Source organism: Leptodesmis sp., from assembly GCF_052746595.1.
Genome location: NZ_JBRAGO010000040.1, coordinates 1 through 23,069 on the forward strand (window position 1 = coordinate 1; position 23,069 = coordinate 23,069).

Consider the following 23,069-nt stretch of genomic DNA (forward strand, 5'->3'; position numbering starts at 1 on the left):
GCTTATCTCAATAATCAGTTATGAATCTTCTCTCTAGAAGGTGACACGCACCCTTGGTATAGAGAGTACAATTCAATATTTCAGTGCTATGAAACATATTAATGTCGCCAGTACAAGTGCCCCTAAACTGAATCGAAGTATAAAACCCAACAACGCCGGTAGGTCTACCAACGATCGCTAAACGAATGAGTGCGATCGCACCTTTGAGGATAGGATGGCTCTCCCGTTGTTGCTGTTTTTGCCTATACTCCGTCACTTCATCATCGCACTTCATTCATTCCATTGGAATTCCCTGGCTCAGGCAGGGGATGAGTGAGAAAAGCGTATTCTTGAACGATCTGATTGCCAATCAAATGTTCTTGAATAATGCGTTCAATTACGGCAGGAGTGGCACTGTGATACCAGACACCATCCGGATAAACGACCAGAATTGGCCCCTGGGCACAAACGCGCAGGCAATTGGCTTTAGTCCGGAAAATGCAGCTGGGGTGCTCCTGGGTTGGGTGATCCAGTTTCAATTCTTTTAACCGATTTTTGAGATATTCCCAGGCTTCCAGGCCAGCTTCCTGAGAGCAGCACTTGGGCTTGGTCTGGTCAGCACAGATAAACACATGACGCTGGATTTGAGCCAAACCCAAGGCATGGACACAGGTTGCCAGGGAATCGGAAATACAGTATTCGGTGTCGGTAGACATTGCTGAAGATTTTGGATTTTAGATTTTAGATTTTGGATTGTCCTTCATCTTTTGTCCCCTGTCCTTGGTTGACGGATCACCAATGACCGATGACGAATGATGAGTAACGAATGACGCATGAGCAAGGATAAAGTACTAAGAAACAAAAGCCATCCAGAGCGATCGCCCCGGATGACCCCCGTTAGACTTTAGACCGAGTCTGGTTTACTCGAAATCGTCGTCATCGTCATCATCACCATCATCATCCATGTCGTCGCTGATGAAGTCATCACCATCATCCAGGATGGGTGAGATGTAATCGTTCTTAGCATCGGTCATGCCGTATTCAAACCCAAAGGTGGGACGATCTTCCAGGCTATCTAGACCATAGCTGCGAGCAGTGCGATCGTCGAGTACGACATCGCGCAAATCGGATTCATGATCGAAAACCCCCAGCCCTTCATAAGAGAGATCGACATCGGGGCTACCGAGTTCTTCATAGGCGTTGAAACCTGTTCCGGCTGGAATCAAGCGCCCGATAATCACGTTTTCCTTCAAACCGCGCAACCAGTCAGATTTTCCTTCGATCGCGGCCTCAGTGAGTACCCGTGTGGTTTCCTGGAAACTGGCAGCGGAGATGAAGCTATCGGTATTCAGCGAGGCTTTGGTGATCCCCAATAGGACAGGTGTGTATTCAGCAGGTGCACCTCCGGTAATTGACATGGCCTCATTGACCTGTTCCACCTGATACAGTTCGACTAACTCACCCGGCAGCATCGTAGTATCACCGCCATCATCCACCCGCGCTTTGGAAGTCATCTGGCGGACGACCACTTCGATGTGTTTGTCCGAAATATCAATCCCTTGAGACTGATACACCGACTGCACTTCGTTCACCAGGAACATTTGCACCTCACGCAGACTGAGCAGCGCTGCATCATGTACTCCCAGTGTTTCACGGTTGGCCTTAAACAAGACTTCCAGCAGTTCGTGAGGATTCGCGGGGCCATCCGTTAAGCGCTCACCCGCACTCACCGTCTGCCCATCGGAAATGATCACGTTTTGACCGGGATTGATCGTGTACTCCCGCAGGTTGCCATCGTTTTCAACTACCTTCACCTCGACGGAATCATCTTCCCCGTAAACGACCTGGGCGGTTCCGGCCCGTTCTGCCAAGACACAGGCTTCCCTGGGTTTGCGGGCTTCCAGCAGTTCCTCAATCCGGGGCAGACCCTGAATGATGTCCCCTGTCTTCGTGCGCTCAAAGACCAGCAGCACCAGATTGTCACCCCGTTGTACCAGGTCGCCATCATCAATATGCAATACGGCACCCGGAGACACCCGATAAGGACGAGCCAGTCGCAGGACAACCTGGCCATCTGCGATCGCGACCACCTGACCCGATTCTTCCAGGGTAATGCCAGGGGCGATCGTGGAGCCAGCCACCAGCAATTCCCCCACCTTGACAGTAGGAGTCTGCCCCTGAGTACTGACGGTTATCAAGTCGGCATCCCGGACAACCAGCACTCGCCGAATCGCTTCTGCACCTTCCCGGATCCCCTGCACCTCACCGGATTCCTTGCACTGGATTTCCGTCAGAGCCACGACCGAACCGGGAGCAATTTGATCCCCATCCTTGACCATAATTCGGGTGAGAGTGCTGCCCTGCGTCGGATCAGCCGCAATATCGCGACGAATCACTAGGGATTCCAGAATCACCAGTTGTAAACGCAGCAGTTCTGGATCGGTTTCATCGGGAAGCAATTCGATATCAGCAGCCAGTTGGGGAGCATCTTGATCGATTTCCAGCACCAACTGGATCTTGAGGAGTTCCAGTCCTTCAACGGATTTCACGCGCTCTCCATCTTTGTACGGCAACCGTTGTACCGCCCGCAGACGAATGGAACGGTTAGTATCCTGGTTGCTCGATTCCTGGCTGGGAACAGACGGTTCATCGGGTACGGGAAACTCAGTGACAGGACGCAGCAACATGGCTGGCCCTTCAGGAGTTTCTACATACTCGACATAGCGCAATTCCTCAGTCACCAGTCCCGGCATAATGGTCTGGCCAGGATTCACGAGCATCGCTTCCTGCGTCAGAATGTCGTCCGGGTTATCGACCATGTGCAAGTCACCAGGCTTGATCACAATCTCCCGCAGGATGTCGTTCTTCTGAGTGACTTCAACAACACCACTGCTTTGACAGAAGATGTCTTTCACCACTTCGGTTCCGGCTTCCACAAATTGTCCGTCTTCCACCATCAGCAAGGAAATGTCCTTGTTGACTTCGTGGGTTTCTTCGGGAATCCATAGCAGGGTGCCACCTTTGACGACTTCGTAGCCTTGTTTGGCCTTACCACGCTTGGCAACTTCCACGCCGGAGTATTTGATAATGCCTCCGGTTTGTGTCCGGTAGCTGTCATCGATCAGTTCGGCGACAACCTGGTTGTTGGTCACTTTTGTACCAGGAGTAGCTTTCAGCGAGAAGACCTGATTGTGGTTGGTTTCAATCAGGTAGTGATCCCGTCCCTGATAGCTTTCTACCCGAACTTGTGCCTGATCCAACAGTACGGAAGCGGTAATAATTTCAACTTCGCGTCCACCCTTGCTGTTCTCAACTTCTTGAGGGAGGCGAACAATCCCACCATGCTCTGTCACCAGCTTGGTTTCAGCCAGTACACCACCGGATTCAATGCGATCGCCGTTCTTGACGATCGGTTCCGCACCGGGAGGCAGGTTATAGACTTCTCCAGACAGAATCCACAGCAGGCCACCCCGTTGAGCAATCCGGGTGGTATTGCCCTGACGGTCTTTCTTCTCCTCTGGCACCAGATCTGCAAAGTGGACTTCTCCAGCAATATCGGAAGCCACATCTTTCGCCGCTTTTTCAGTGGTCTTGCGCGAACGGCCTGTGAGGGGAACTTCTGCCAGGATCTGGCCTTGTTTCACCTTTTCGCCATTGCGTACCAGTAAGGTTGCCCCCTGAACGACGGAGAAGGATTGCTGCTGACCATCACCCCCTTCTAGAGTAATTTTGGAGTTGGCATCCACGGATTCCACCACTAGGGCATCTTCCCCGTGACGGGTACGGAAGCCACGAGTCCGCAGTCGTTTGGGGAAACGAATCGTACCAGCAAAACCGGCCCGTTCCTGACGGGCCATTTCTCCGGTAAATACCCCGCCCGTGTGGAACGTCCGCATTGTCAACTGAGTTCCTGGTTCCCCGATCGACTGAGCCGCAACAATCCCTACGGCTTCTCCAATATCCACCATGCGGGCATGTGCCAGACTCCAGCCATAGCAATGCTGACAGACGGAACGAGTGGCTTCGCAGGTGAGGGGCGATCGCACCGTCACTTCTTCTACTCCAGCCTTGGCAATCACCTCTGCCAGTTCATCAGAAACCGACTGATTCCGGGGAGCAATCACTTCTCCTGTTTCCGGATGCACCACGTCAGCTGCCAACACCCGACCCAGCAAGCGATTTTTGAGGGGAATCAGGACGCGATCGCCATCTGTCATGCTTCTCAACGGGATGCCTCGCTGCGTACCGCAATCCGCTTCCCGAATGATCACGTCCTGGGAAACATCCACCAAACGACGAGTCAAGTATCCCGAATCGGCTGTGCGGAGAGCAGTATCAACCAGACCTTTGCGAGCACCGTAGGAGGAGATGATGTACTCTGTAACCGTCAGTCCTTCCCGGAAGTTGGTCTTAATCGGCAAGTCAATAATTTCCCCTTGCGGATTCGCCATCAACCCCCGCATCCCGACTAACTGACGCACCTGGGAAATGTTCCCCCGTGCCCCAGAGAAGGCCATCATGTACACTGAGTTCAGGGGATTGTTGGCCCGGAAGTTACGCACTACCTCATCCTTCAACTCTTCACTGGTGCCATTCCAGGTATCAATCACCTTCTGGAATCGTTCTACTTCGGTAATTTCGCCGCGAGTGTAGCGTTCTTCCGTTTCCCGAATTGTTTCTTCCGCCGCCTCCAGCAACTTACGCTTAGTCGGGGGCACCTGTAGGTCATCCACACTAATGGAAACTCCTGCTCGGGTGGCGAAGCGGAAGCCCAAGTCTTTGAGCATATCTGCCATTTGAGCTGTTCGGGCTGTACCGTAATTCGTAAAAGCCCAGGAGATTAAATTCGTGAGTTGCTTCTTGTTGATTACCCGATTGCGAAAAATTGGTTTACTGTTGCGCTCTGACATTGTTTAACCCCGCCTCTGCCATGAATAATTTTGGGCTTTGGATTTGAGATTTTGGATCTTGGGTTGGTAAGCCAAAATCCAAAATCCGCAATCTAAAATTCCGTTAGCTCGCCAGCGCATCCTGCACCGTCTTGTTGTAAATAATCCGTCCCGGTGTAGTTTTCACGTACTGAGAAATGATGTTGCCTTCGGCATCCTCCCGTACCCGTCGGAATTTATAGGTCTTAGTGACCACTCCGTCCGGTGAGGTCTGTTCTTCCAAAACCTCGTCATCCGGTTCATCCGTTTCTACCAGACCATCAAACCGCACCCAGACATAAGTATGCAGATCAACCTGTTGTTGCTCGTAGGCGGTAATCGCATCCTCCAAGCTGGCAAAGTAACGACCTGCTCCTTTCTGAGCATCGGGATTTTCCGCCGTCAGGTAGTAACAGCCCAATACCATGTCCTGGCTAGGTGTAATGATGGGTCGTCCCGTTGCTGGAGACAGGATGTTATTGGAGGCCAGCATCAACAACCGGGCTTCTGCCTGCGCCTCCAGGGACAGAGGCACATGAACCGCCATCTGGTCACCATCGAAGTCCGCGTTAAAGGCTGGGCAGACCAGGGGATGCAGTTGGATCGCCCGACCTTCGACCAAAATCGGCTCAAAGGCCTGGATTCCCAAACGATGGAGCGTGGGTGCCCGGTTCAGGAGTACGGGGTGGCCTTCAATCACCTCTTCCAGCACATCCCAGACGATCGGGTCATTGCGCTGAATCAGTTTCTTGGCCGCCTTGATGTTATTCACCAATCCTTGTCGAATCAGGCGATGGATAACGAAAGGTTGGAAGAGTTCGATCGCCATTTCCCTGGGTAGGCCGCACTGGTGAATCTTCAGCTTTGGCCCCACCACAATGACGGAACGGCCTGAGTAGTCTACCCGCTTACCCAAGAGGTTTTGCCGGAAGCGGCCCTGTTTCCCTTCAATAATGTCTGACAACGATTTCAGGGGACGGTTATTCGCTCCTACCACTGTCCGACCGCGACGACCATTATCAATCAAGGCATCCACGGCTTCCTGCAGCATCCGCTTCTCATTGCGGACGATAATTTCGGGAGCCAGAATTTCCTGCAAGCGAGCCAGACGATTATTCCGGTTAATCACCCGACGATACAGGTCATTCAAGTCAGAGGTGGCAAAGCGGCCTCCATCTAACTGCACCATCGGTCGCAGGTCGGGAGGAATCACCGGCACAACCGTTAGCACCATCCATTCCGGCTTCGATCCGGTGGCAATGAAGTTATCGATGACCCGCAGGCGTTTGATCAACTTGGCCCGTTTTTGCCCCTTCGAGTTAGCAATCTCTTCCCGCAGCTTTTCCGCTTCTTCTTCCAGATTGATATCCTGGAGCAGGCGTTGCAGGGCTTCTGCCCCAATTCCGACTTCCACCCCGGTCAGTTGAGAATCCTCGGTGTAAAGCTGATCTTCAATCTCAATCCACTGATCTTCCGTCAGTAATTGTTTGTAAGTCAGATTCTCGGCATTACCGGGACTGAGCACCACATAGGCATTGAAGTAGACAATTTGTTCCACATCCCGCAACGGCATATCGAGCAAGATTGCCATATAGCTGGGTATGCCCTTCAAATACCAGACGTGAGCCACAGGGGCGGCTAGCTTGATATAGCCCATGCGGTGCCGACGCACGCGGGATTCTGTTACTTCCACGCCACAGCGCTCACAAACAATTCCCCGGTGGCGTACCCGCTTGTATTTGCCGCAATGGCACTCCCAATCCTTCGCAGGGCCAAAAATCCGTTCACAAAACAGCCCATCCATTTCTGGCTTGAGCGTCCGGTAGTTAATAGTTTCCGGCTTTGTCACCTCACCTACAGTCTGACCGTTCGGTAGGGTGCGTTCTCCCCACTGCCGAATCCGCTCTGGAGATGCCAGACCAATCTTCACATAGTCAAACCGCTGCTCTAGCTTTGGCATCGTGCAAGTTCCTTTCAAGTAGTAGCAAGAAGTTTTTTGATGTGAGGAACTAACTTTCTTTCTAGTTCCTCACTCTGGTTCTATTCGTCGCCTTCATCCAGTTCGTCTCTGGAGATCGATTCATAGGTAGGACGAGAAGGCGCTCGTCGAGTATTGACATCGGCCATCAAATCAACTTCTGAATCGCGGCTGGTGCCGTCTTCACGGGTATCCAGCTTGTGAACGGCCACATCCAGGCAGAGGGATTGCAGTTCCCGCATCAGCACTTTGAAGGACTCTGGAGTACCGGGTCGGGGAATGGCTTTCCCTTTGACGATCGCATTCAGCGCTTCATTCCGGCCCTGCATATCGTCTGACTTAACGGTCAGCAGTTCCTGCAGGGTATAGGCAGCACCAAAGGCTTCCAGTGCCCAGACTTCCATTTCCCCAAAGCGCTGCCCACCCTGTTGCGCCTTGCCACCCAGCGGCTGCTGAGTCACCAGCGAGTAGGGGCCAGTGGAACGAGCGTGGATCTTGTCATCTACCAGGTGTACCAGTTTCAGCATATAGGCCATACCAACCGTCACGGGACGATCGAAGGGTTCGCCTGTGCGTCCATCAAAGACCTGAATTTTGCCTGGATCATCGGGATTAAATAGCCAGTACTTCGATCGCTGGGTATCTTCGTCCCGCATATTGGCAGCATCTTCCAGCTTGCTATGTACGGTTTCGCGAGATTTTTCTTCCCCATGCATTTCATCAAAGGGAATCACCTTAAACCGGACATTCAAGTTTTGCGCTGCCCAGCCTAACAGACATTCATAAACCTGCCCCACGTTCATCCGGGAAGGCACACCCAGCGGATTCAGCACAATGTCAACTGGAGTACCGTCGGGTAGGTAGGGCATATCTTCGATCGGCAAGATCCGAGAAATAATCCCCTTATTGCCGTGACGGCCAGCCATCTTGTCACCCACCTGGATCTTACGTTTCTGAGCCACATAGACGCGCACGACCATATTGGCACCAGGAGGCAATTCATCTCCCTGTTCCCGCGTAAAGACCCGAACATCGACGACGCGGCCTTTTTCACCATTGGGCACTCGCAGAGAGTTATCGCGCACGTCCCTGGCTTTTTCACCGAAGATGGCCCGCAGGAGCTTTTCTTCTGGGGGTTGGTCGGATTCTCCTTTAGGAGTCACCTTACCAACTAGAATGTCGCCCTGTTCGACCCAGGCTCCAATCCGGATAATGCCCGTTTCATCTAACTGCCGCAGAGCATCTTCCCCAACGTTGGGAATTTCACGGGTAATTTCTTCCGGGCCAAGTTTGGTCTGACGCGCTTCAATTTCGTACTTCTCAATGTGGATGGAAGTGTATACATCGTCGTAAACTAGACGTTCGCTGATCAGAATCGCGTCCTCGTAGTTGTAGCCTTCCCAGGGCATATAGACCACCAGAATGTTCTGCCCCAGAGCCAGTTCCCCTTCCTGAGTAGCAGAACCATCCGCCAGTACCTGTCCGGCCACCACGCGATCGCCAATAAACACGATCGGGCGTTGATTCAAACAGGTATCCTGGTTCGAGCGCTGATATTTCTGTAACTGGTACTCAATTTCCCGTCCCTGGGGATCGCGTACCCGAATCCGGTCTGCCGAAACAAAGGTAACTTCGCCATCAGTGCGACTGATGATCACCATCCCAGAGTCTCGCGCCGCCTGAGCTTCCAGCCCTGTTCCCACCAAAGGTCGTTCTGGACGCAGCAGGGGTACGGCCTGCCGTTGCATATTGGACCCCATCAGCGCCCGATTCGCGTCATCGTGTTCCAGGAACGGAATCAATGAAGTCGCAACAGAGATGATTTGCACGGGGGAAACGGCCACATAGTCCACCTCATCCGGTGTAGTCGTGGTGAAGTCCTGACGGTAGCGGACAGGCACCTGCTCACCCAGAATATTACCCTCCGCATCCATCGGAATATCACCCGGAGCTACGCGCAGATCGTCTTCTTCGTCTGCGGTCATGTACACCGGAGCTACATCCTTGGCAACCCGGCCATTCTCAACTTTGTAGAAAGGGGTTTCGATGAACCCGTAGGCATTCACGCGGGCATGAGTTGCCAGAGAACCGATCAGACCTGCGTTGGGGCCTTCTGGTGTTTCGATCGGGCAGATCCGACCGTAGTGGGAGGGATGAATATCGCGTACTGCAAAGCCAGCCCGTTCTCGTGTCAGACCACCGGGGCCAAGGGCACTCAACCGCCGTTTGTGGGTTAACTCAGCCAGCGGGTTGGTTTGATCCATGAACTGAGACAGTTGGGAGGAGCCAAAGAACTCCTTAATCGCTGCTACCAGCGGTTTAGGGTTGACCAGCGAGGCCGGAGTCAGGGCATCAGCATCGGAAACCGTCATCCGTTCCCGAATGATCCGCTCCAACCGATTCAGACCGACCCGCACCTGGTTTTGCAGCAATTCGCCGACTGAGCGCACCCGCCGATTCCCCAAGTGGTCAATATCATCAATAGTGCCGATATCAAATTCCAGGTTAATCAGGTAGTCGATCGCCGCCAGAATATCTTGAGGTGTCAACACACGAGTCGATTCTGGAACATTCAAGCGCAGTTTCCGGTTCAGCTTATAGCGACCCACCTTACCCAGGTCGTAGCGCTTGGGATCGAAGAAGCGAGAATCCAGCAGTTGTTGCCCTCCCGATACCGTAGGCGGTTCACCTGGACGCAGCTTGCGATACAACTCCATCAGGGCTTCTTCTTCGCCATACTGCCCTTCCTTCTCAATCGTTTTCTGGAAGTACTCAGGATGGCGCAGGGCATCAAAAATTTCCCCATCACTTAAACCCAGGGCTTTCAGTAATACCTGAGCCGACAGCTTACGGGTTTTATCGATCCGCACCCACACCAGATCGTTCTTATCAGTTTCAAACTTCAGCCAGGCTCCCCGGTTTGGGATCAGGCTGGCGTTGTAGGTTCGACGACCGTTCTTGTCGGTTTCGGACTTGTAGTAGACACCGGGACTACGGACGATCTGGTTGACGATCACCCGTTCTGCTCCGTTAATAATAAAGGTGCCGCGATCGGTCATCAGCGGCAGATCTCCGATGAAGACCTCCTGCTCCTTGATTTCCCCAGTCTCCTTGTTGATTAATCGGGTGGGCACATACATTTGCACGGCATAGGTACTATCCCGCCGCTTGGCTTCGTCAACATCGTATTTGGGTCGCTTAAGCTTGAAGTCTTTACCAATGAAGTGAAGCTCCAGCTTCCCGGTGTAGTCTGTAATGGGAGAGAAACTATCCAGTTCCTCGATCAAACCTTCCTTTAAGAACCAGCGGAAACTCTCCCGCTGAATTTCCACTAGATCCGGAAGGGTGAAAGCGGGTGTAATGTAGTCAGTCATGCGTCGTCTTCAGATGGGATATGCCCAGCGCGAATGTTGGATTGTAAACGATCAACCATCAATTAGTCAACCTAAAGCTTGAAGAATTTGGCTAGCAAACTCAACAAATCTCAAACTGCAGTACCTGCTCGATAAAGAATTAAACCAAGTCCAGCTAGAGAAGGGGATTTTCCCACTCAGAGAAACTACAGTTCTGAACCTGGACAAGGTTTAACTGGGAAAACCAAAGAAAAGATTAGAACAGCCAGACGTTTAAGATGGGCTTGAGCGGATAAACAAACCATTTCGCTAACCGTTGATGTGGTGGGCAAGTTTTTAAGCAAACACCGGAAAAACACCGGCACGGCGATCGCGTGGGTGTTCAAACTCTTTAGCTATGGAAGATAAATAAGGAAGTGGTGTGGATATAGAGAATGATCCGAACCATCCCGTTGCTCAGGTATTGTCACGTTTTCTCATTATGACTCGATTTGGTCAAAATGTGTGACCTGGGTAGCAAAATTTTCCAGACCAGTCAACCGCTCGATTACTAAGAAGTGTGTACAGAATTTAACGGGGTATTGAGAATACTCAGGCTCTGTAAAGGCTTAGTCTTCTAGACCTGCAGGTGGTCTTTCGGAAAGGCGCTCTGCCGGAGCGTCTCTACTGGGGTAAACCAAACAACCGACAGGCATTCTCCGTCGTTTGAGCAGATAATTCTTCCAAAGAAATTCCCCTCAGATTTGCCACCTGTTCGGCAACATATCGCACATAGGCCGGTTCATTGCGTCGCTCCCCCCGCTTGGGAACGGGAGCCAGAAACGGACAATCGGTTTCCACCAGCAGGCGATCACTTGGCACCATCCGAGCTGCCTCCTGAATCTGAAGTGCCTTCTTAAACGTCACCGTGCCACTAAAGCTGATGTAAAAACCTAGATCCAGGAACCACTGAGTCTCCTCTGGGGTACCACCCCAGCAGTGCATAACTCCCTTAACTGGCCCCCGCCGTTGCCAAAAGCGACGCAACAGACCGGCCATTGGGTCAGCGGCATCGCGACAGTGAATGATTACCGGGCGATCTAGTTGCTGGGCGATCGTCAGTTGGGCTTCAAATGCCTCCCTCTGTTGCTGTTGATTGCTGGCTTTGAAGAAATCCAGTCCGGTTTCTCCAATCGCTACCACACGCACATCAGATCTGGCTAAATCCCGAATTTTTTCCTCCATCCCTTTATGCCATAACTGCTCTACATCCAGTGGATGCAGACCGACGGCAAAAAAGACTTCTGGAAAGCGATCAGCGATTGCCTGAATGGCCGGAAATTCGGATGGCTCGACGCAGGAGTGCACTAGCCGCACTATGCCCGCCTCACGCCAACGCTGAGCCACTTCATCCAGGTCGGCTTGAAATGTCTCGAAGTTGATATGAACGTGGGTATCAACTAACCTGATCCCGGACACGGATTCCGTTCCTATGAAGCAGCAGCTTGAGTAGCTTCAGCTCGCTTGAGAGCCTTTGCTAATCGGGACTTCTTCCGGGCAGCGTTATTGGTATGAAGTACGCCTCGCTTGACGGCCCGATCAATCTTGCTGTAAGCGGAAGCCATACTTTGTTGAACTGCTTCCAATTGTTCTGCTTCAGGGTTGGCCGCATAGCGATCGACGGCCACCAGACACTTCTTCATCAGGGTCTTGACAGCAGACTTATAACTCTTGTTACGCAAACGGTTGCGCTCGGCAATTTGAATACGCTTGATGGCAGACTTGATGTTAGCCACAGTAAATCCTAAAACCTCTACCTATTGAAACTCTATTGGGCAATACATCCCATGCTAGATAAATTACTATAACATCTCCTTAACGCCATAACCCGATACCCGAAAAATACAGGTTAGAGTAGAGTAACGAGAACGGGTGCATCTGATTGTTCTGTACTCAATCACGTCCAGTCAGAGAACTGGAGATTTTCCTCAGAGAAACTGCAGGTCTGGACGTGAAAGCGGTTTAATCCAGAGTCCCCCCTGAAAATTTGTTCTCGGCTGGGTAACTCCTTAGATTTGGCATTCAAATTCCATGCTACGAATTATTACTCAGGTATCTGAGGCACGGGCTGAACTGCAACGTATTTGTGACCGCACCCACGATGACCAGGTCATCCACAAGGAGGCGACGGTGCGAGAAGTGCTTCAAGCGGTGAAGCGCCAGGGGGATCGAGCCGTGCTCCATTACACCTCCGAGTTCGACCACCTCGATCTCAAACCGGAAGACCTGCGGGTGAGTGGGTCAGAGATGGATGCAGCCTACCAGCAAGTCTCGAAGGAACTGCTGGATGCCATTCGCTTAGCCTGTCGCCAGATTGAAGCCTTCCACCGTCAGCGTGTTCCCAAAAGCTGGGTGCATTTTGGCGAGGATGAGGTGGTACTTGGCAAACGTTACACTCCCGTTGATCGCGCTGGAATTTACGTGCCAGGAGGACAGGCGGCCTATCCCAGTACCGTCTTGATGAATGCGGTGCCTGCCAAGGTAGCGAAGGTGCCTCGGATTGTCATGGTTACTCCTCCTGGGCCAGATAAGGCAATCAATCCGGCGGTACTCGTAGCGGCTCAGGAAGCGGGCATTGAAGAAATATATCGGGTCGGGGGAGCACAGGCGATCGCGGCCCTGGCTTACGGCACGGAAACGATCCCCAATGTGAATGTGATCACTGGCCCTGGCAACATTTATGTGACGCTGGCAAAAAAGCTCGTCTTTGGTACGGTTGGCATTGATTCGTTGGCTGGCCCATCCGAAGTGCTGATTATTGCGGATAAGTCAGCTAATCCCACGTATGTTGCTGCCGATATGCTGGCCCAGGCAGAACATGATCAGATGGCAGCGGCGATTTTGCTCACCAATGACTCGGTGCTGGCGCGTAAGGTGGTGGATGAAGTGGAACGGCAACTGGTGGATCATCCCCGTCGTCTGCTGACTGAAAAGGCGATCGCGCATTATGGCCTGGTCGTCGTGGTGGAGTCACTGGATGTAGCGGCAGATCTCTCCAATGAGTTTGCTCCCGAGCATCTAGAACTGGAACTCGTCGAACCCTGGGACATGCTGGAGAAAATTCGTCACGCCGGAGCCATTTTCCTGGGATCGTCCACCCCCGAAGCGGTAGGAGATTACCTGGCAGGGCCAAACCACACCCTCCCCACATCTGGAGCGGCCCGCTATGCCTCCGCCCTGAGTGTGGAAACCTTCCTCAAGCACTCCAGCCTGATCCAGTACTCTCAAACGGCGTTACAGAAAGTGGCCGGGACGATCGATGTGCTAGCCACGGCCGAAGGGCTGTATTCCCACGCGGAATCGGTACGGTTAAGAACTCGTGGCAGCCAGGAACTGCCGTAATCGCATCAGGCTTAGAGTCTGGGCCAAATTGATGGGAAGCAGTGAGATTCCCTCAATCCGGGACTGTACCCATCCCTCGCCCCAATACCACTCATGGAAGCCATCAATCCCCTGGCTGAGCAGAATGCATAGGTGATTGGGTTCGGCTACTTTGACGGTGTGTTGAATCGCGATTGGCCCTAGCCAACTGGTGTAAGACACCCCGGCCTGTAGTTCTTCTGGCAATCCGTTAGAGAGCCGCTGAGGGGAGAGCCATTGCCGCAATTTGGCAGGCTGAAGCAAACTTTCCCGCAGAGCTTTTTCAGTTGCAGGCACTTCTATCCGCAGACTACTTTGCTGAAACTTACCAAACATAACGAGGGCGTCACCTAAAGAGCGTGTGCCTTCAGTATGACATCAGAGCGCAAATGGCTAATGACATTTCTGCCCGTCTAAAGAATGGACAACTGGGTATCCGGCGGCTTATATCCCAGATGTTTCCAGGCAGCGACAGTGGCAACTCGGCCTCGTGGGGTACGGTTCAAGTAGCCAATTTGCAATAGATAGGGTTCATACACTTCTTCAATGGTTTGGGCATCTTCTCCCGTGGCGGCAGCGATCGTTTCCAGTCCCACCGGGCCACCATTAAAGTGTTCGATAATTGCAGTGAGCAGACGCCGATCAGTCCAATCCAGACCGCAGGGATCGACGTTGAACAGTTCCAGAGCTTCTGCCGCGATCGCTTCCGAAATTTCTCTCACCGCTTTTACCTGCACATAATCCCGAACTCGCTTCAGCAAACGGTTGGCAATTCGGGGGGTACCACGGGAACGGCGGGCCACTTCAGCGGCTCCTGCTTCGGTAATGGGAGTTTTGAGAATGGTGGCGGTTCGCAGCACAATTTGCATCAGTTCATCCAGTTCATAAAACCGCAGGCGCTGGATCAGCCCAAAGCGATCGCGTAGAGGAGAGGACAATGCCCCCATCCGTGTTGTAGCTCCTACCAGCGTAAAGTGTTGCAGTGGAATCGAGCGAGTACGAGCTGTAGAACCTTTGCCAACGGTGATATCCAGGCGATAATCTTCCATAGCTGGATATAAAATTTCTTCCGTTACCCGGGGCAGGCGATGAATTTCATCAATAAACAAAATATCTCCTGGCTGTAAGTTTACCAGTAGACCTACAATGTCACGGGGACGCTCTAGAGCAGGAGCCGATGTAATCTTACAGCCAACCCCCATCTCAGCCGCTAGAATCAGGGATAGTGTAGTTTTACCTAAACCCGGTGGACCATACAGTAGCAGGTGATCTAGGGTTTCCTGGCGTGCTTGAGCGGCGCGGATGGCAATATCTAACACTTCCTTTAATTCCTTCTGCCCCACGTATTCCGCTAGCCTCTGGGGACGCAGCCGTTCTTCCTGCTGACCGTATTCTTCTGGCTGGGCAGCGGGTTGCAAGAGCGGTTCCGCATGGGAACGCCTGGTAGCAGCAGTATCATCCGGCGAAACAGAGCGTTGACCTCGAACTCCTGCCAAGCTCTTCCCCTGGGATAACAAGCTCGACTGCTCACTCCCATCAGGGTCTGGAGGTTGTTTTTTAGAAGAAATGATTGCCATACCCTTTAATAGTAATTGGCTTTAGAGGCCATGCCCGTACAATTTCAATAGCGTTAAGGAGCAACCCAGATGGCAAACTCGTTTACGGTGCCGGACGGCTTAAGTTTTGAATCTGCCATATCCATTTCTCAGGCATTACTGGATGAGATGGAACAAGGAAAGCTGACAGAGACTGAAATTGAACAGGCGATCGTGGCTTTAGTGGCTACCGAAAATGGAGCCAGAGGTTTTTTTGTCTCCTACCTAACAGATGCCCGCCCCCTGGCTGACCAACCGACAGATCCGGTACTCCATGCCCTGGCAACCTCTCCTACTACTGTGTCACCCTTACTGGTGAAAAACCTGGTCATGGCTACGGCAATGGCCATAACTCACCGCCGCAATCAGAATCAAGATCTGGCCAAGGGATCGGATCAGGTGAAAGTGCGATCGCTCAACTTGCTGCAACATCTAACCTTTCCAGAGTTGAAACAGCAGGCTCAAGAGATGGCAACCAGCCTTGAAACGGGCAAAGGAAGTTATCAGAACTTTCTGGAGCGGTGGCAGTACGACACAGAACAACGGCAAGCGATGTTGCAAGCGTTGACGGAAGCGAAACTTTTGGCATGAGCTAATTAGTCAATATGGATGACACACGCAAGTAATCCCTAATGTTGTGGGAAAGGATGATAAGCCTTTCTACTTAATTCATAGATTTTTCTAGCGGAGGTTCATAGCTTTCTCTAGATCAGTATGGTTCACTAATGAGAATCATGCTGATTTTTGTGACCCCTATATCGAAAATTTTACGCAAATTTAAATTACTTTGAATGAACTTGTGAAATCGTCGAAACAACCCAAAATCACCGGATTTAGTGTTTTTGGAGTTAAAATTCTGTATACAAAATTTTTAAAAAATTAGGAAAAAATTAGGAGCTTTCCAGGCATATTGAGAATCTTTCTTGATAAGCCCAAAAACTTGCATTGACGCGGCAAATTTGCGTGATACATTATCAATACTGCTTTTTATTGCAAACACCGGATTTATTACAAGAAGAGGCGAACATGGCTGAGATTCAAGCTCCGATTCATCCTTTCGACCAGATTAGCGATAATCCGGTTCTCTTAGATCGTTCTGTTACCAGCCCAATTTGTGAGGGCATGAATATTGCTCTCGCTAGCTTTCAGGCGCTTTATTTGCAGTATCAAAAACATCATTTTGTAGTCGAAGGTTCGGAGTTTTATTCGCTTCATAAGTTTTTCTCAGAAAGCTACGATCAGGTTCAAGGGTATGTTCACAAAATTGGGGAACGGCTGAATGGGTTAGGAGGAGTTCCTGCTGCCAGTTTCACCAAGCTAGCCGAATTGTGTTGTTTTGCACCTGAAGCTGATGGAGTTTATACTTCTCGGCAAATGGTTGAGCATGACTTACAGGCTGAACAAGCGATCATCAACGTTTTGCGTCGGCAAGCAGGTCAGGCCGAGAGTTTGGGCGATCGCGCTACTCGTTACCTGTATGAGCAAATTCTTCTGGAAACGGAAGATCGGGCTTTCCATCTGGCTCACTTCCTGGCTCACGACAGTTTAACGCTGGGCTTTGTACATAGCTCGATTAATTAACGACAGCCAGTATCGGGCAGACCGCAGACGGTGAAAATTGCGTCTACTCTTTGTCTCATCTCAATAGTCTTGTAGAGATACAATTATTGTGTCTCTACAAGACTATTTCGTAAAAGTGTTGACAGAGTTATGTAGGATCGAGCCATAGGATGAATAATGGATATTTGGCTTGGCATCACGAACTACATTGAATTTTCCCCTTTGTTACTTTCTGGTTTTTCATGGCAGTTCTGACCCGCGATCGCAGGCAGCAGCAGAAGCGCTGACAGCAGAATTTAAACAGAAAGTTTCCTACACTTCCCAGGTGTCGCAAGCGCTGGGTGCAGATCTCAAACCGGTAGCACTGGAATCTCCTCTGACCAGTTGCATGGCTTCTCCAGCGACTGCGATACCTGTCAATACAGAGCAGCCTGTTGTCCAGGCCGTTTATCTGGAATGTCAGCCCTTACCCCTGCATCAACAGATTGCTACCCAGTTGAAAAACCTGCAGCTTCCGCTGCATGTGGCTCCCATCCGGTGTGTGATCCTACCTGTGTTTTTGTTGCAGGGGGTACATGTCATGGAAGACATTCCGGTACAACTATCTCTGGTGCAACCCTTGCTGGGAACATTGGTACAAATGACTCTCACACCACATCTCGGCTCCCATCCAGGTTTGCGTCGCATCATTACTGAACAGATGGCAACGGTTCCGGCAGAAGTTTGGGTGCTGCTGGCGCATGGGAGCCGGCGGCCTGGTGCAAATCACCCCCTGGAAGTTCTGGCCGAGGCTTTAGGGGCAGTTGTTGCTTACTGGTCTATGCCTCCCGATCTGCAATCCTGCTTAACAGATCTGGTAAGTCAGGGATTTACCCGGATCGGCATCGCACCATTTTTTCTCTTTCCAGGAGCCATTACTGATGCGATCGCAGCCACCATTCGCCAGTTTTCCCTACAAACCCCTGCCGTCAAACTCACGCTGGTTCAGCCATTAAACGCCCGTCCAGAACTAGCCGACTTGTTACTGGATTTAATTCACAAATGACGGATGACCATACCTCTTTTCTACCTTCCACCTTGTACGTTCCTCTTCTGCAACGGTCTATGAAACAAACAGGCAAAGTCTATCTTGTCGGTGCAGGGCCTGGAGATCCGGGTTTAATGACGCTGAAAGGAAAAGCGTTATTAGAATGTGCGGAGGTCGTTGTCTACGATGCGCTGGTGAGTCCGCAAATTCTCGCCATGATTAATCCCCAGGCAGAACAGATTAATGCTGGGAAGCGGAAGGGAATGCATTCCATGTATCAGGAAGACATTACACAGTTATTGATCGAAAAGGCCAGGGAAGCGGCGATCGTGGTACGGCTGAAAGGCGGCGATCCATTTATTTTTGGTCGGGGTGGCGAAGAAATGGAGGAACTGGTTGCGGTGGGCATTCCAGTTGAGGTGGTACCGGGAATTACCGCTGGAATTGCGGCTCCGGCTTATGCGGGCATTCCTTTAACACATCGGGCCTATAGCTCCTCGGTGACGTTTGTGACCGGTCATGAAGGGGCAGGCAAGTATCGACCAGCGGTGAACTGGCAGGCGATCGCCCACGGCTCTGAAACGATCGTCATTTATATGGGAATTCACAATCTACCGTATATTGTGGAGCAGTTAACCACCGCTGGATTGAGCGCTCAAACCCCAGTCGTCCTGGTGCGTTGGGGGACTCGTTCGGAGCAGGAAGAACTGAGCGGCACCCTGAAGACGATCGTACGGCGGGTGGAAGAAACTAGCTTTGAAGCCCCAGCGATCATCGTGATTGGTACCGTTGTGAACCTACACAATCTCCTATCTGGTTGCCGTCCCACAGGTTTATACCCAAATCCACCCGAGATCCACGGTGATTCCCTCAGAACTTAATCTTTGCTCTCTGCTCTCTGTGTTTTACCTTTTGCCTGATTAGTCTGTGCTGCTTTGCTTTCCAGTTGTAGCAGCCAAACCATTAAGGCAACCACAGTGATTTGAATAGCAAAATTGGGTAATGCTCCGATTACATCTCGGCCCGCCAGTAGTTGAATGAGGAAGATAAACGCACCAATCAAACCAGAAGCAGCAAAGGAAATGTAGATGAATCGGCGTAGCCCTCGATAGGGAGCAACAGCTTCTGCACGAAGATGGGCATATTTTTCTGGATCACGCTGCTGCAAAAGTGGAGGAATGCGATCGCTCTCAGATTTAGATGCATTAGAAGGATTAGGTGGCTGACCGGTCATATTTCCTGGTAGGACTCATCACTGCTATCCTGCCATATTTAGGATTGAGAGTTAAATTGAGTATGTTGGAGTTCTGTCTAGATAACTTACCTTCTTGATGACTATGAGCTTATTAGGCAATATCATTTGGTTGATCTTCGGTGGCTTTATGACGGGACTAGGTTATATCATCGGTGGCTTAGGTACCTGTCTCACGATCATTGGTATTCCCTTTGGGTTAGCCGCCATCAACCTTGGCATTGCAACATTCACACCTTTTGGTAAAAAAATCGTCACCAGTCCACGTGCGGATTCGACTCTGACGTTTATTTTTAATGTGATCTGGTTGATTTTCTTTGGTTGGGGAATTGCCTTCTTCCACCTGATTTGGGGGCTGATTCTGGCGATTACGATCGTCGGCTTACCCTTTGCCAAACAGCATTTCAAATTAATGGTACTGGCACTGATGCCCTTTGGCCGCGATTTAGTACGTCCCTGACAACCAAAAATAGACTCAGATACAAATTAAACTGCTGCTAAGAGGCTTTCTGAAGTGGTGCCGCCCCAATCGCCGGAGCGCCACCCCAACCAGAGTGCGCCCAATCCCAGAAAGACAACGATCGCATGGAAGAAGCCGCCCACCACTGGCAGAGCCGTCAGCACCACAAACACCACTAGACCAGCAATCAGGGCAACCAGAGGGTTTAGCGATCGTCCGGGTTGCAATCGTGCCACTAACCATTGGCCTCCTAGAAAGCTGAGAATCAGCGGAGGTACAAAGTTGGTGACAATCCCAAAGCCAATCAGCAGCGCCAGTAAAACCAGCCAGCCAACGCCCAGAACGGGTAGAACCAGGGGGGCAACAACAAGCCAGAAATCGCCAGCAGAAGCGCTGTAAGCAGGGAAAGGACGATCGTGCCTGCCACCACTCCCACAATCGTTACTACTCCCCAACCGAAGGTCGGCAGGGGTTGGATGGCCACAGTGGTACTGAGGGTTGGCAGCCAGCCCGGAAGCCACTTTCACAAGAGCCAGCCGACGAGAACCAATGTGACCAGGCGTTGTCCCTGCAACGGCAGTTGATGGGCAAGATTGGGGCGTTGCTCAGGGGGCATGGGAATCGCTTCCTGCACCACTCGTCCAGGTACCGTGGCGCCAGTGGTCATGTTGGCAGGGACCAGCGATCGATACGTGAGATCACCTGCAACCTGAGTCGAACTGGTCAGGGTGAGACCGGGGGGAATTGGGGGAATTGCAGGGGGCTTTGGCAAGAATGGGGAGACAGACCTCCCCCCGTTGCCTACCGCCAAGTTCAGATTACCGTTGACTTTGCCTGCAATTTGCAGTGCCCCTGCCGCCGCCCGCACATTTTTCTGCACAGTTCCCGCCAGCAGAGCCTGCCCACCAAAGAAACGGAGATTCCCGCCAATCGTACTACCGGCTTTAGTTTCCAGACTGTAGCCAGCCGCCATCACCCTATCGCCGATGTGGGCACCGTCCGCTACCAGCAATACCTGTCCTGCCATGCGGATGTCATCCTGGACAGTACCATTCACGATGATGCTTTGACCAGCGGCAATCAAATCCTCTGTAACGGTGCCATTCAAGGTAATTTGACGAGTGGCAACCACCGCATCTCCGTTAACTGTCCCGTTGATGGTGATCGTTTCACCTGCTAAATAAAGGTCTTCATGAATCACCTCTTGAGCGCCAATCGTAATCATTTGTTCAGCCCGTTCATCTGCCCAGCCAGGGGAGCGACTGTAAACCACAGGGGCAACAGCAGGGCCGCCGTCAGAAACAGGACGGCTCTCCGCAAGCGGAGTTTGCCACGAGAGGGATGCTGATGGTTCATAGGAATCTTCCTGATCGCGTTAACTGCCAAACAAGAATGTCTGCGGGTTAATTTCGGTGATCTGGCGATAATCATCTGGTGCCAAAGCTTGCTTCAGAGCAGTATGAAAGTTTTTGTCTGAGGTAACGATTTCCACCATGTAGTAATCAGTGCCAAACAGAATTTTGGATCTTAAATCCCGCTGCCCTAATAGATTCTTGAGCAAGGAGAAATAATTGGGATTACTTAAGGTGAAGGAGATGTCTGCGTAGGTATTCTCATATTCACGCAGGATTTGCTGGATCAGGTATAGCCAATTCAGTCCAAAGGCGGTCTCTAGCTTCTCTTTCAGGAGTCTTTTTTCTGCCTCAGTTTTAGGCTTGTTGTTGAGCAGCACTTTGATCTCTGCAACAATACGATCGTGTTTTGCAGCTTCCGCAGCCGGAAGGGGACTTTGGATATAATCATCCCAATCATAATTTCCACCCATGTGGGCAAAGCTGATTTTGAGACGCGGGTATTGATTCAGCAAATAAAGATACTGAACTGGATGCCCAAAAAAGCTACAAATCTTTTGTCGTTTCGTGCTGATTCGCCTGGGATCAGTGGCCAGGTTTTCGACAATTTGAGCAATATCAATATCTTCAAACTTGCATTGATTTAGCAATGCTTGAAGTTGACGGTCATCTCCCCTGTAATCACCAATAGCTGAGGCAGTATGGGGAATGATAGGAATCTGACGAGTTTCAGCATACTGGTATAAGTCATCTAATCTGTCATCATAGGGAAAGTATCCGTATTGGGGATACAGCTTGATGCCTGCAAATCCCCGTTGCTGGAAACACTCCAGGGCTAATTCCACAATGCCATCGCGCCTGAGATCGACACAGATAAATGGCAGCAGTACATCGCCATATTGCTCTTTTAATGCAGTGACTTCGGCGAGTTGTTCTGCAAAGGATTGCGGCACTCTCCCCGCTGCGCGATAGGCTTGATCCATGGTCAATACCACAAAGCGAGTCCCTGCTGGGTAGGAGTCTTGCAGCGATCAAAAGATCTCTGCCTGAGACTGAGATCCGATGCGGATCAAGGCGGCATAGCGATCGAACAGATCATCAGAACTGGCAGGATTGAGACGATTGAGACAGCGAGCTAGAGGGCGAGAAAATTCCTGATGGGCCAGGAATCGAATTAAACCGCAGGGAAGGGCATATTCGGGAATGGTCTGAAATGAAAAGATATGGGTGTGGCAATTATGAATCGTCATGATCTCAAACCTCTAAGGGGTTATGGAGTAGAGCCGATCGCATCCAGTATTGGGTATGGTTTACCAACTGCTACTCTGCCCTGCTGGGTACCTGGAGTCCTCATGCCCAATGAATCAGCTATTGTAAGTTTCTGTCGCTTCTTTCGTTGCTTTCTTCGGTGGACTTCTTGAGGTAAGCGGTTGCAGCTATCAAGGCTGCAGTACCTACCAGTACGCCTCCAGTGATTGTGCCAACATCGTAGGTAAACGATACTTGAACTTGATCTTCTTTGTATCCATAAAGGAAACCTCCAAACAATAGAAATGCAAGGATCGCAGCGGCATAAGGAGCTGTTTTTTTAATGTAAGCACCCAAAGAAGGCTTTTCAGCCATTGCAATCAACTTCTTTTGGTAGGTATACGATTGTAGTCGAGCTTGCAAATACCTTACCTCTTCCGAGATATTGTTTGCTTTGGTTGGGCGACCGACATATATTTCAATTTCTTTTCTCAGGAAATTATCCCTTCCTGAAACAAGATCTTGATTTTCTGGAATAGTATTCTTTCAGTTTTTCGACATAGTTCTCAAACCCTCCAAATCTCCCTTGAGAAGTTCAAGATCTTCTTTTTTCAAAATGTCTATTTTCTCTTGACCAATACAAATGTAGTCACAGAGGCAATCGGTCAAATCAGTTTCATCATTCATCAGGCAATATTCCAGTTGAACACCTGTAAGAATTGATTTTGTCAAATGGGCTGATTGAAGGTTTGTTGCATGGAGAATTGCTCCTGTCAAATTGGCTTCCGTCAAGTTAGCTCCTGACAGCTTGGCTTCTGTCAAATCAGTGCCTGTTAAATTGGTGCGGCTTAAATTAGCATCTTTCAGATTGACACCTGCCAAATTAGCTCCGCTCCAATCTAAGTTACGGAATTTTCGGCATCAAACCGATCTACCGT

22 protein-coding genes and 1 pseudogene are annotated in these 23,069 nt (G+C 50.9%); 6 read left to right on the plus strand and 17 right to left on the minus strand.

The features are described from left to right. Window positions 1–260: 260 nt before the first annotated feature. From ACUVQO_RS10700 to rpsT, 6 genes are all read right to left on the minus strand, one after another. Window positions 261–695, minus strand: a complete 435-nt coding sequence (locus ACUVQO_RS10700; RefSeq protein ID WP_445925865.1) for a (2Fe-2S) ferredoxin domain-containing protein — start codon at window positions 693–695, stop codon at window positions 261–263. Window positions 696–899: 204 nt separating this feature from the next. Continuing rightward, the gene (locus tag ACUVQO_RS10705; protein ID WP_445925866.1) at window positions 900–4,889 is read right to left on the minus strand and encodes a DNA-directed RNA polymerase subunit beta'; all 3,990 of its coding nucleotides are present in this window, start codon (window positions 4,887–4,889) and stop codon (window positions 900–902) included. Window positions 4,890–4,992: 103 nt separating this feature from the next. Beyond that, a complete protein-coding gene (locus ACUVQO_RS10710) occupies window positions 4,993–6,867 on the minus strand; it encodes a DNA-directed RNA polymerase subunit gamma (RefSeq protein WP_445925867.1) in 1,875 nt (624 codons plus the stop codon). Window positions 6,868–6,947: 80 nt separating this feature from the next. Next, window positions 6,948–10,259, minus strand: coding sequence for a DNA-directed RNA polymerase subunit beta (rpoB, locus tag ACUVQO_RS10715; RefSeq protein ID WP_445925868.1), 3,312 nt, complete (start codon window positions 10,257–10,259; stop codon window positions 6,948–6,950). 642 nt (window positions 10,260–10,901) lie between these two features. Continuing rightward, window positions 10,902–11,696, minus strand: coding sequence for a TatD family hydrolase (locus ACUVQO_RS10720; protein ID WP_445925869.1), 795 nt, complete (start codon window positions 11,694–11,696; stop codon window positions 10,902–10,904). Between the two features lie 11 nt (window positions 11,697–11,707). After that, window positions 11,708–12,013, minus strand: a complete 306-nt coding sequence (gene rpsT, locus ACUVQO_RS10725) for a 30S ribosomal protein S20 (RefSeq protein WP_445925870.1) — start codon at window positions 12,011–12,013, stop codon at window positions 11,708–11,710. A 295-nt stretch (window positions 12,014–12,308) separates the two neighbouring features. Here rpsT and hisD point away from each other — a divergent pair, with 295 nt between their 5' ends. Beyond that, window positions 12,309–13,619 (plus strand): histidinol dehydrogenase, encoded by a 1,311-nt coding sequence (gene hisD / locus ACUVQO_RS10730; protein ID WP_445925871.1) that lies wholly within the window; start codon window positions 12,309–12,311, stop codon window positions 13,617–13,619. Here hisD and ACUVQO_RS10735 read toward each other — a convergent pair. Both ACUVQO_RS10735 and ruvB read right to left on the minus strand, forming a co-directional pair. Beyond that, entirely contained in the window at window positions 13,587–13,973 is a 387-nt protein-coding gene (locus tag ACUVQO_RS10735) for a hypothetical protein (protein ID WP_445925872.1), read from the minus strand. The genes hisD and ACUVQO_RS10735 overlap by 33 nt on opposite strands. 77 nt (window positions 13,974–14,050) lie before the next feature. Next, the gene (gene ruvB / locus ACUVQO_RS10740) at window positions 14,051–15,133 is read right to left on the minus strand and encodes a Holliday junction branch migration DNA helicase RuvB (protein ID WP_445925873.1); all 1,083 of its coding nucleotides are present in this window, start codon (window positions 15,131–15,133) and stop codon (window positions 14,051–14,053) included. Between the two features lie 150 nt (window positions 15,134–15,283). On the opposite strand from ruvB, the gene ACUVQO_RS10745 reads away from it, so the two are divergent. The 4 genes from ACUVQO_RS10745 (at window position 15,284) to cobA (ending at window position 18,700) form a co-directional block, all read left to right on the plus strand. Beyond that, entirely contained in the window at window positions 15,284–15,823 is a 540-nt protein-coding gene (locus tag ACUVQO_RS10745) for a hypothetical protein (RefSeq protein ID WP_445925874.1), read from the plus strand. Between the two features lie 435 nt (window positions 15,824–16,258). Continuing rightward, window positions 16,259–16,813 (plus strand): Dps family protein, encoded by a 555-nt coding sequence (locus ACUVQO_RS10750; RefSeq protein ID WP_445925875.1) that lies wholly within the window; start codon window positions 16,259–16,261, stop codon window positions 16,811–16,813. Window positions 16,814–16,982: 169 nt separating this feature from the next. After that, a complete protein-coding gene (locus tag ACUVQO_RS10755) occupies window positions 16,983–17,837 on the plus strand; it encodes a sirohydrochlorin chelatase (RefSeq protein ID WP_445925876.1) in 855 nt (284 codons plus the stop codon). Window positions 17,838–17,869: 32 nt separating this feature from the next. Beyond that, on the plus strand, window positions 17,870–18,700 hold the full coding sequence (gene cobA, locus ACUVQO_RS10760; protein WP_445925877.1) for a uroporphyrinogen-III C-methyltransferase: 831 nt from the start codon (window positions 17,870–17,872) through the stop codon (window positions 18,698–18,700). Here cobA and ACUVQO_RS10765 read toward each other — a convergent pair. Further along, the gene (locus ACUVQO_RS10765; protein ID WP_445925878.1) at window positions 18,697–19,053 is read right to left on the minus strand and encodes a DUF3493 domain-containing protein; all 357 of its coding nucleotides are present in this window, start codon (window positions 19,051–19,053) and stop codon (window positions 18,697–18,699) included. The two genes, cobA and ACUVQO_RS10765, sit on opposite strands and share 4 nt — an antisense overlap. 97 nt (window positions 19,054–19,150) lie before the next feature. Here ACUVQO_RS10765 and ACUVQO_RS10770 point away from each other — a divergent pair, with 97 nt between their 5' ends. Beyond that, entirely contained in the window at window positions 19,151–19,531 is a 381-nt protein-coding gene (locus ACUVQO_RS10770; protein ID WP_445925879.1) for a YccF domain-containing protein, read from the plus strand. 26 nt (window positions 19,532–19,557) lie between these two features. On the opposite strand, the gene ACUVQO_RS10775 is transcribed toward ACUVQO_RS10770, so the two are convergent. The 8 genes and pseudogenes from ACUVQO_RS10775 to ACUVQO_RS10810 all read right to left on the minus strand — a co-directional run. Further along, complete coding sequence (locus tag ACUVQO_RS10775) at window positions 19,558–20,058, minus strand: hypothetical protein (RefSeq protein WP_445925880.1); 501 nt, start codon at window positions 20,056–20,058, stop codon at window positions 19,558–19,560. Next, entirely contained in the window at window positions 20,055–20,804 is a 750-nt protein-coding gene (locus ACUVQO_RS10780) for a hypothetical protein (protein WP_445925881.1), read from the minus strand. Before ACUVQO_RS10780 ends, ACUVQO_RS10775 begins: the two co-directional genes overlap by 4 nt. Beyond that, entirely contained in the window at window positions 20,753–20,887 is a 135-nt protein-coding gene (locus ACUVQO_RS10785) for a hypothetical protein (RefSeq protein WP_445925882.1), read from the minus strand. Before ACUVQO_RS10785 ends, ACUVQO_RS10780 begins: the two co-directional genes overlap by 52 nt. A 19-nt stretch (window positions 20,888–20,906) precedes the next feature. After that, complete coding sequence (locus ACUVQO_RS10790) at window positions 20,907–21,866, minus strand: amidohydrolase family protein (RefSeq protein WP_445925883.1); 960 nt, start codon at window positions 21,864–21,866, stop codon at window positions 20,907–20,909. 48 nt (window positions 21,867–21,914) lie between these two features. Further along, complete coding sequence (locus ACUVQO_RS10795; RefSeq protein WP_445925884.1) at window positions 21,915–22,133, minus strand: hypothetical protein; 219 nt, start codon at window positions 22,131–22,133, stop codon at window positions 21,915–21,917. 118 nt (window positions 22,134–22,251) lie between these two features. After that, window positions 22,252–22,506 (minus strand): hypothetical protein, encoded by a 255-nt coding sequence (locus tag ACUVQO_RS10800; RefSeq protein WP_445925885.1) that lies wholly within the window; start codon window positions 22,504–22,506, stop codon window positions 22,252–22,254. A gap of 171 nt (window positions 22,507–22,677) precedes the next feature. Continuing rightward, window positions 22,678–22,953, minus strand: a complete 276-nt coding sequence (locus tag ACUVQO_RS10805; protein WP_445925897.1) for a pentapeptide repeat-containing protein — start codon at window positions 22,951–22,953, stop codon at window positions 22,678–22,680. Between the two features lie 6 nt (window positions 22,954–22,959). Further along, a pseudogene (locus ACUVQO_RS10810) lies at window positions 22,960–23,031 on the minus strand (pentapeptide repeat-containing protein); the annotation flags it as partial. Window positions 23,032–23,069 lie beyond the last annotated feature (38 nt).

Bases quoted from the DNA above. Each gene is read 5' to 3' on its own strand.
- ACUVQO_RS10705 (WP_445925866.1), bottom strand. From the start codon at position 4,889: ATGTCAGAGCGCAACAGTAAACCAATTTTTCGCAATCGGGTAATCAAC.
- ACUVQO_RS10770 (WP_445925879.1), top strand. From the start codon at position 19,151: ATGACTATGAGCTTATTAGGCAATATCATTTGGTTGATCTTCGGTGGC.
- ACUVQO_RS10710 (WP_445925867.1), bottom strand. From the start codon at position 6,867: ATGCCAAAGCTAGAGCAGCGGTTTGACTATGTGAAGATTGGTCTGGCA.
- ACUVQO_RS10735 (WP_445925872.1), bottom strand. From the start codon at position 13,973: ATGTTTGGTAAGTTTCAGCAAAGTAGTCTGCGGATAGAAGTGCCTGCA.
- hisD (WP_445925871.1), top strand. From the start codon at position 12,309: ATGCTACGAATTATTACTCAGGTATCTGAGGCACGGGCTGAACTGCAA.
- ACUVQO_RS10750 (WP_445925875.1), top strand. From the start codon at position 16,259: ATGGCTGAGATTCAAGCTCCGATTCATCCTTTCGACCAGATTAGCGAT.
- ACUVQO_RS10790 (WP_445925883.1), bottom strand. From the start codon at position 21,866: ATGGATCAAGCCTATCGCGCAGCGGGGAGAGTGCCGCAATCCTTTGCA.
- ACUVQO_RS10785 (WP_445925882.1), bottom strand. From the start codon at position 20,887: ATGAACCATCAGCATCCCTCTCGTGGCAAACTCCGCTTGCGGAGAGCC.
- ACUVQO_RS10700 (WP_445925865.1), bottom strand. From the start codon at position 695: ATGTCTACCGACACCGAATACTGTATTTCCGATTCCCTGGCAACCTGT.
- ACUVQO_RS10800 (WP_445925885.1), bottom strand. From the start codon at position 22,506: ATGGCTGAAAAGCCTTCTTTGGGTGCTTACATTAAAAAAACAGCTCCT.
- rpoB (WP_445925868.1), bottom strand. From the start codon at position 10,259: ATGACTGACTACATTACACCCGCTTTCACCCTTCCGGATCTAGTGGAA.
- ACUVQO_RS10745 (WP_445925874.1), top strand. From the start codon at position 15,284: ATGGCAAACTCGTTTACGGTGCCGGACGGCTTAAGTTTTGAATCTGCC.
- ACUVQO_RS10795 (WP_445925884.1), bottom strand. From the start codon at position 22,133: ATGACGATTCATAATTGCCACACCCATATCTTTTCATTTCAGACCATT.
- ACUVQO_RS10765 (WP_445925878.1), bottom strand. From the start codon at position 19,053: ATGACCGGTCAGCCACCTAATCCTTCTAATGCATCTAAATCTGAGAGC.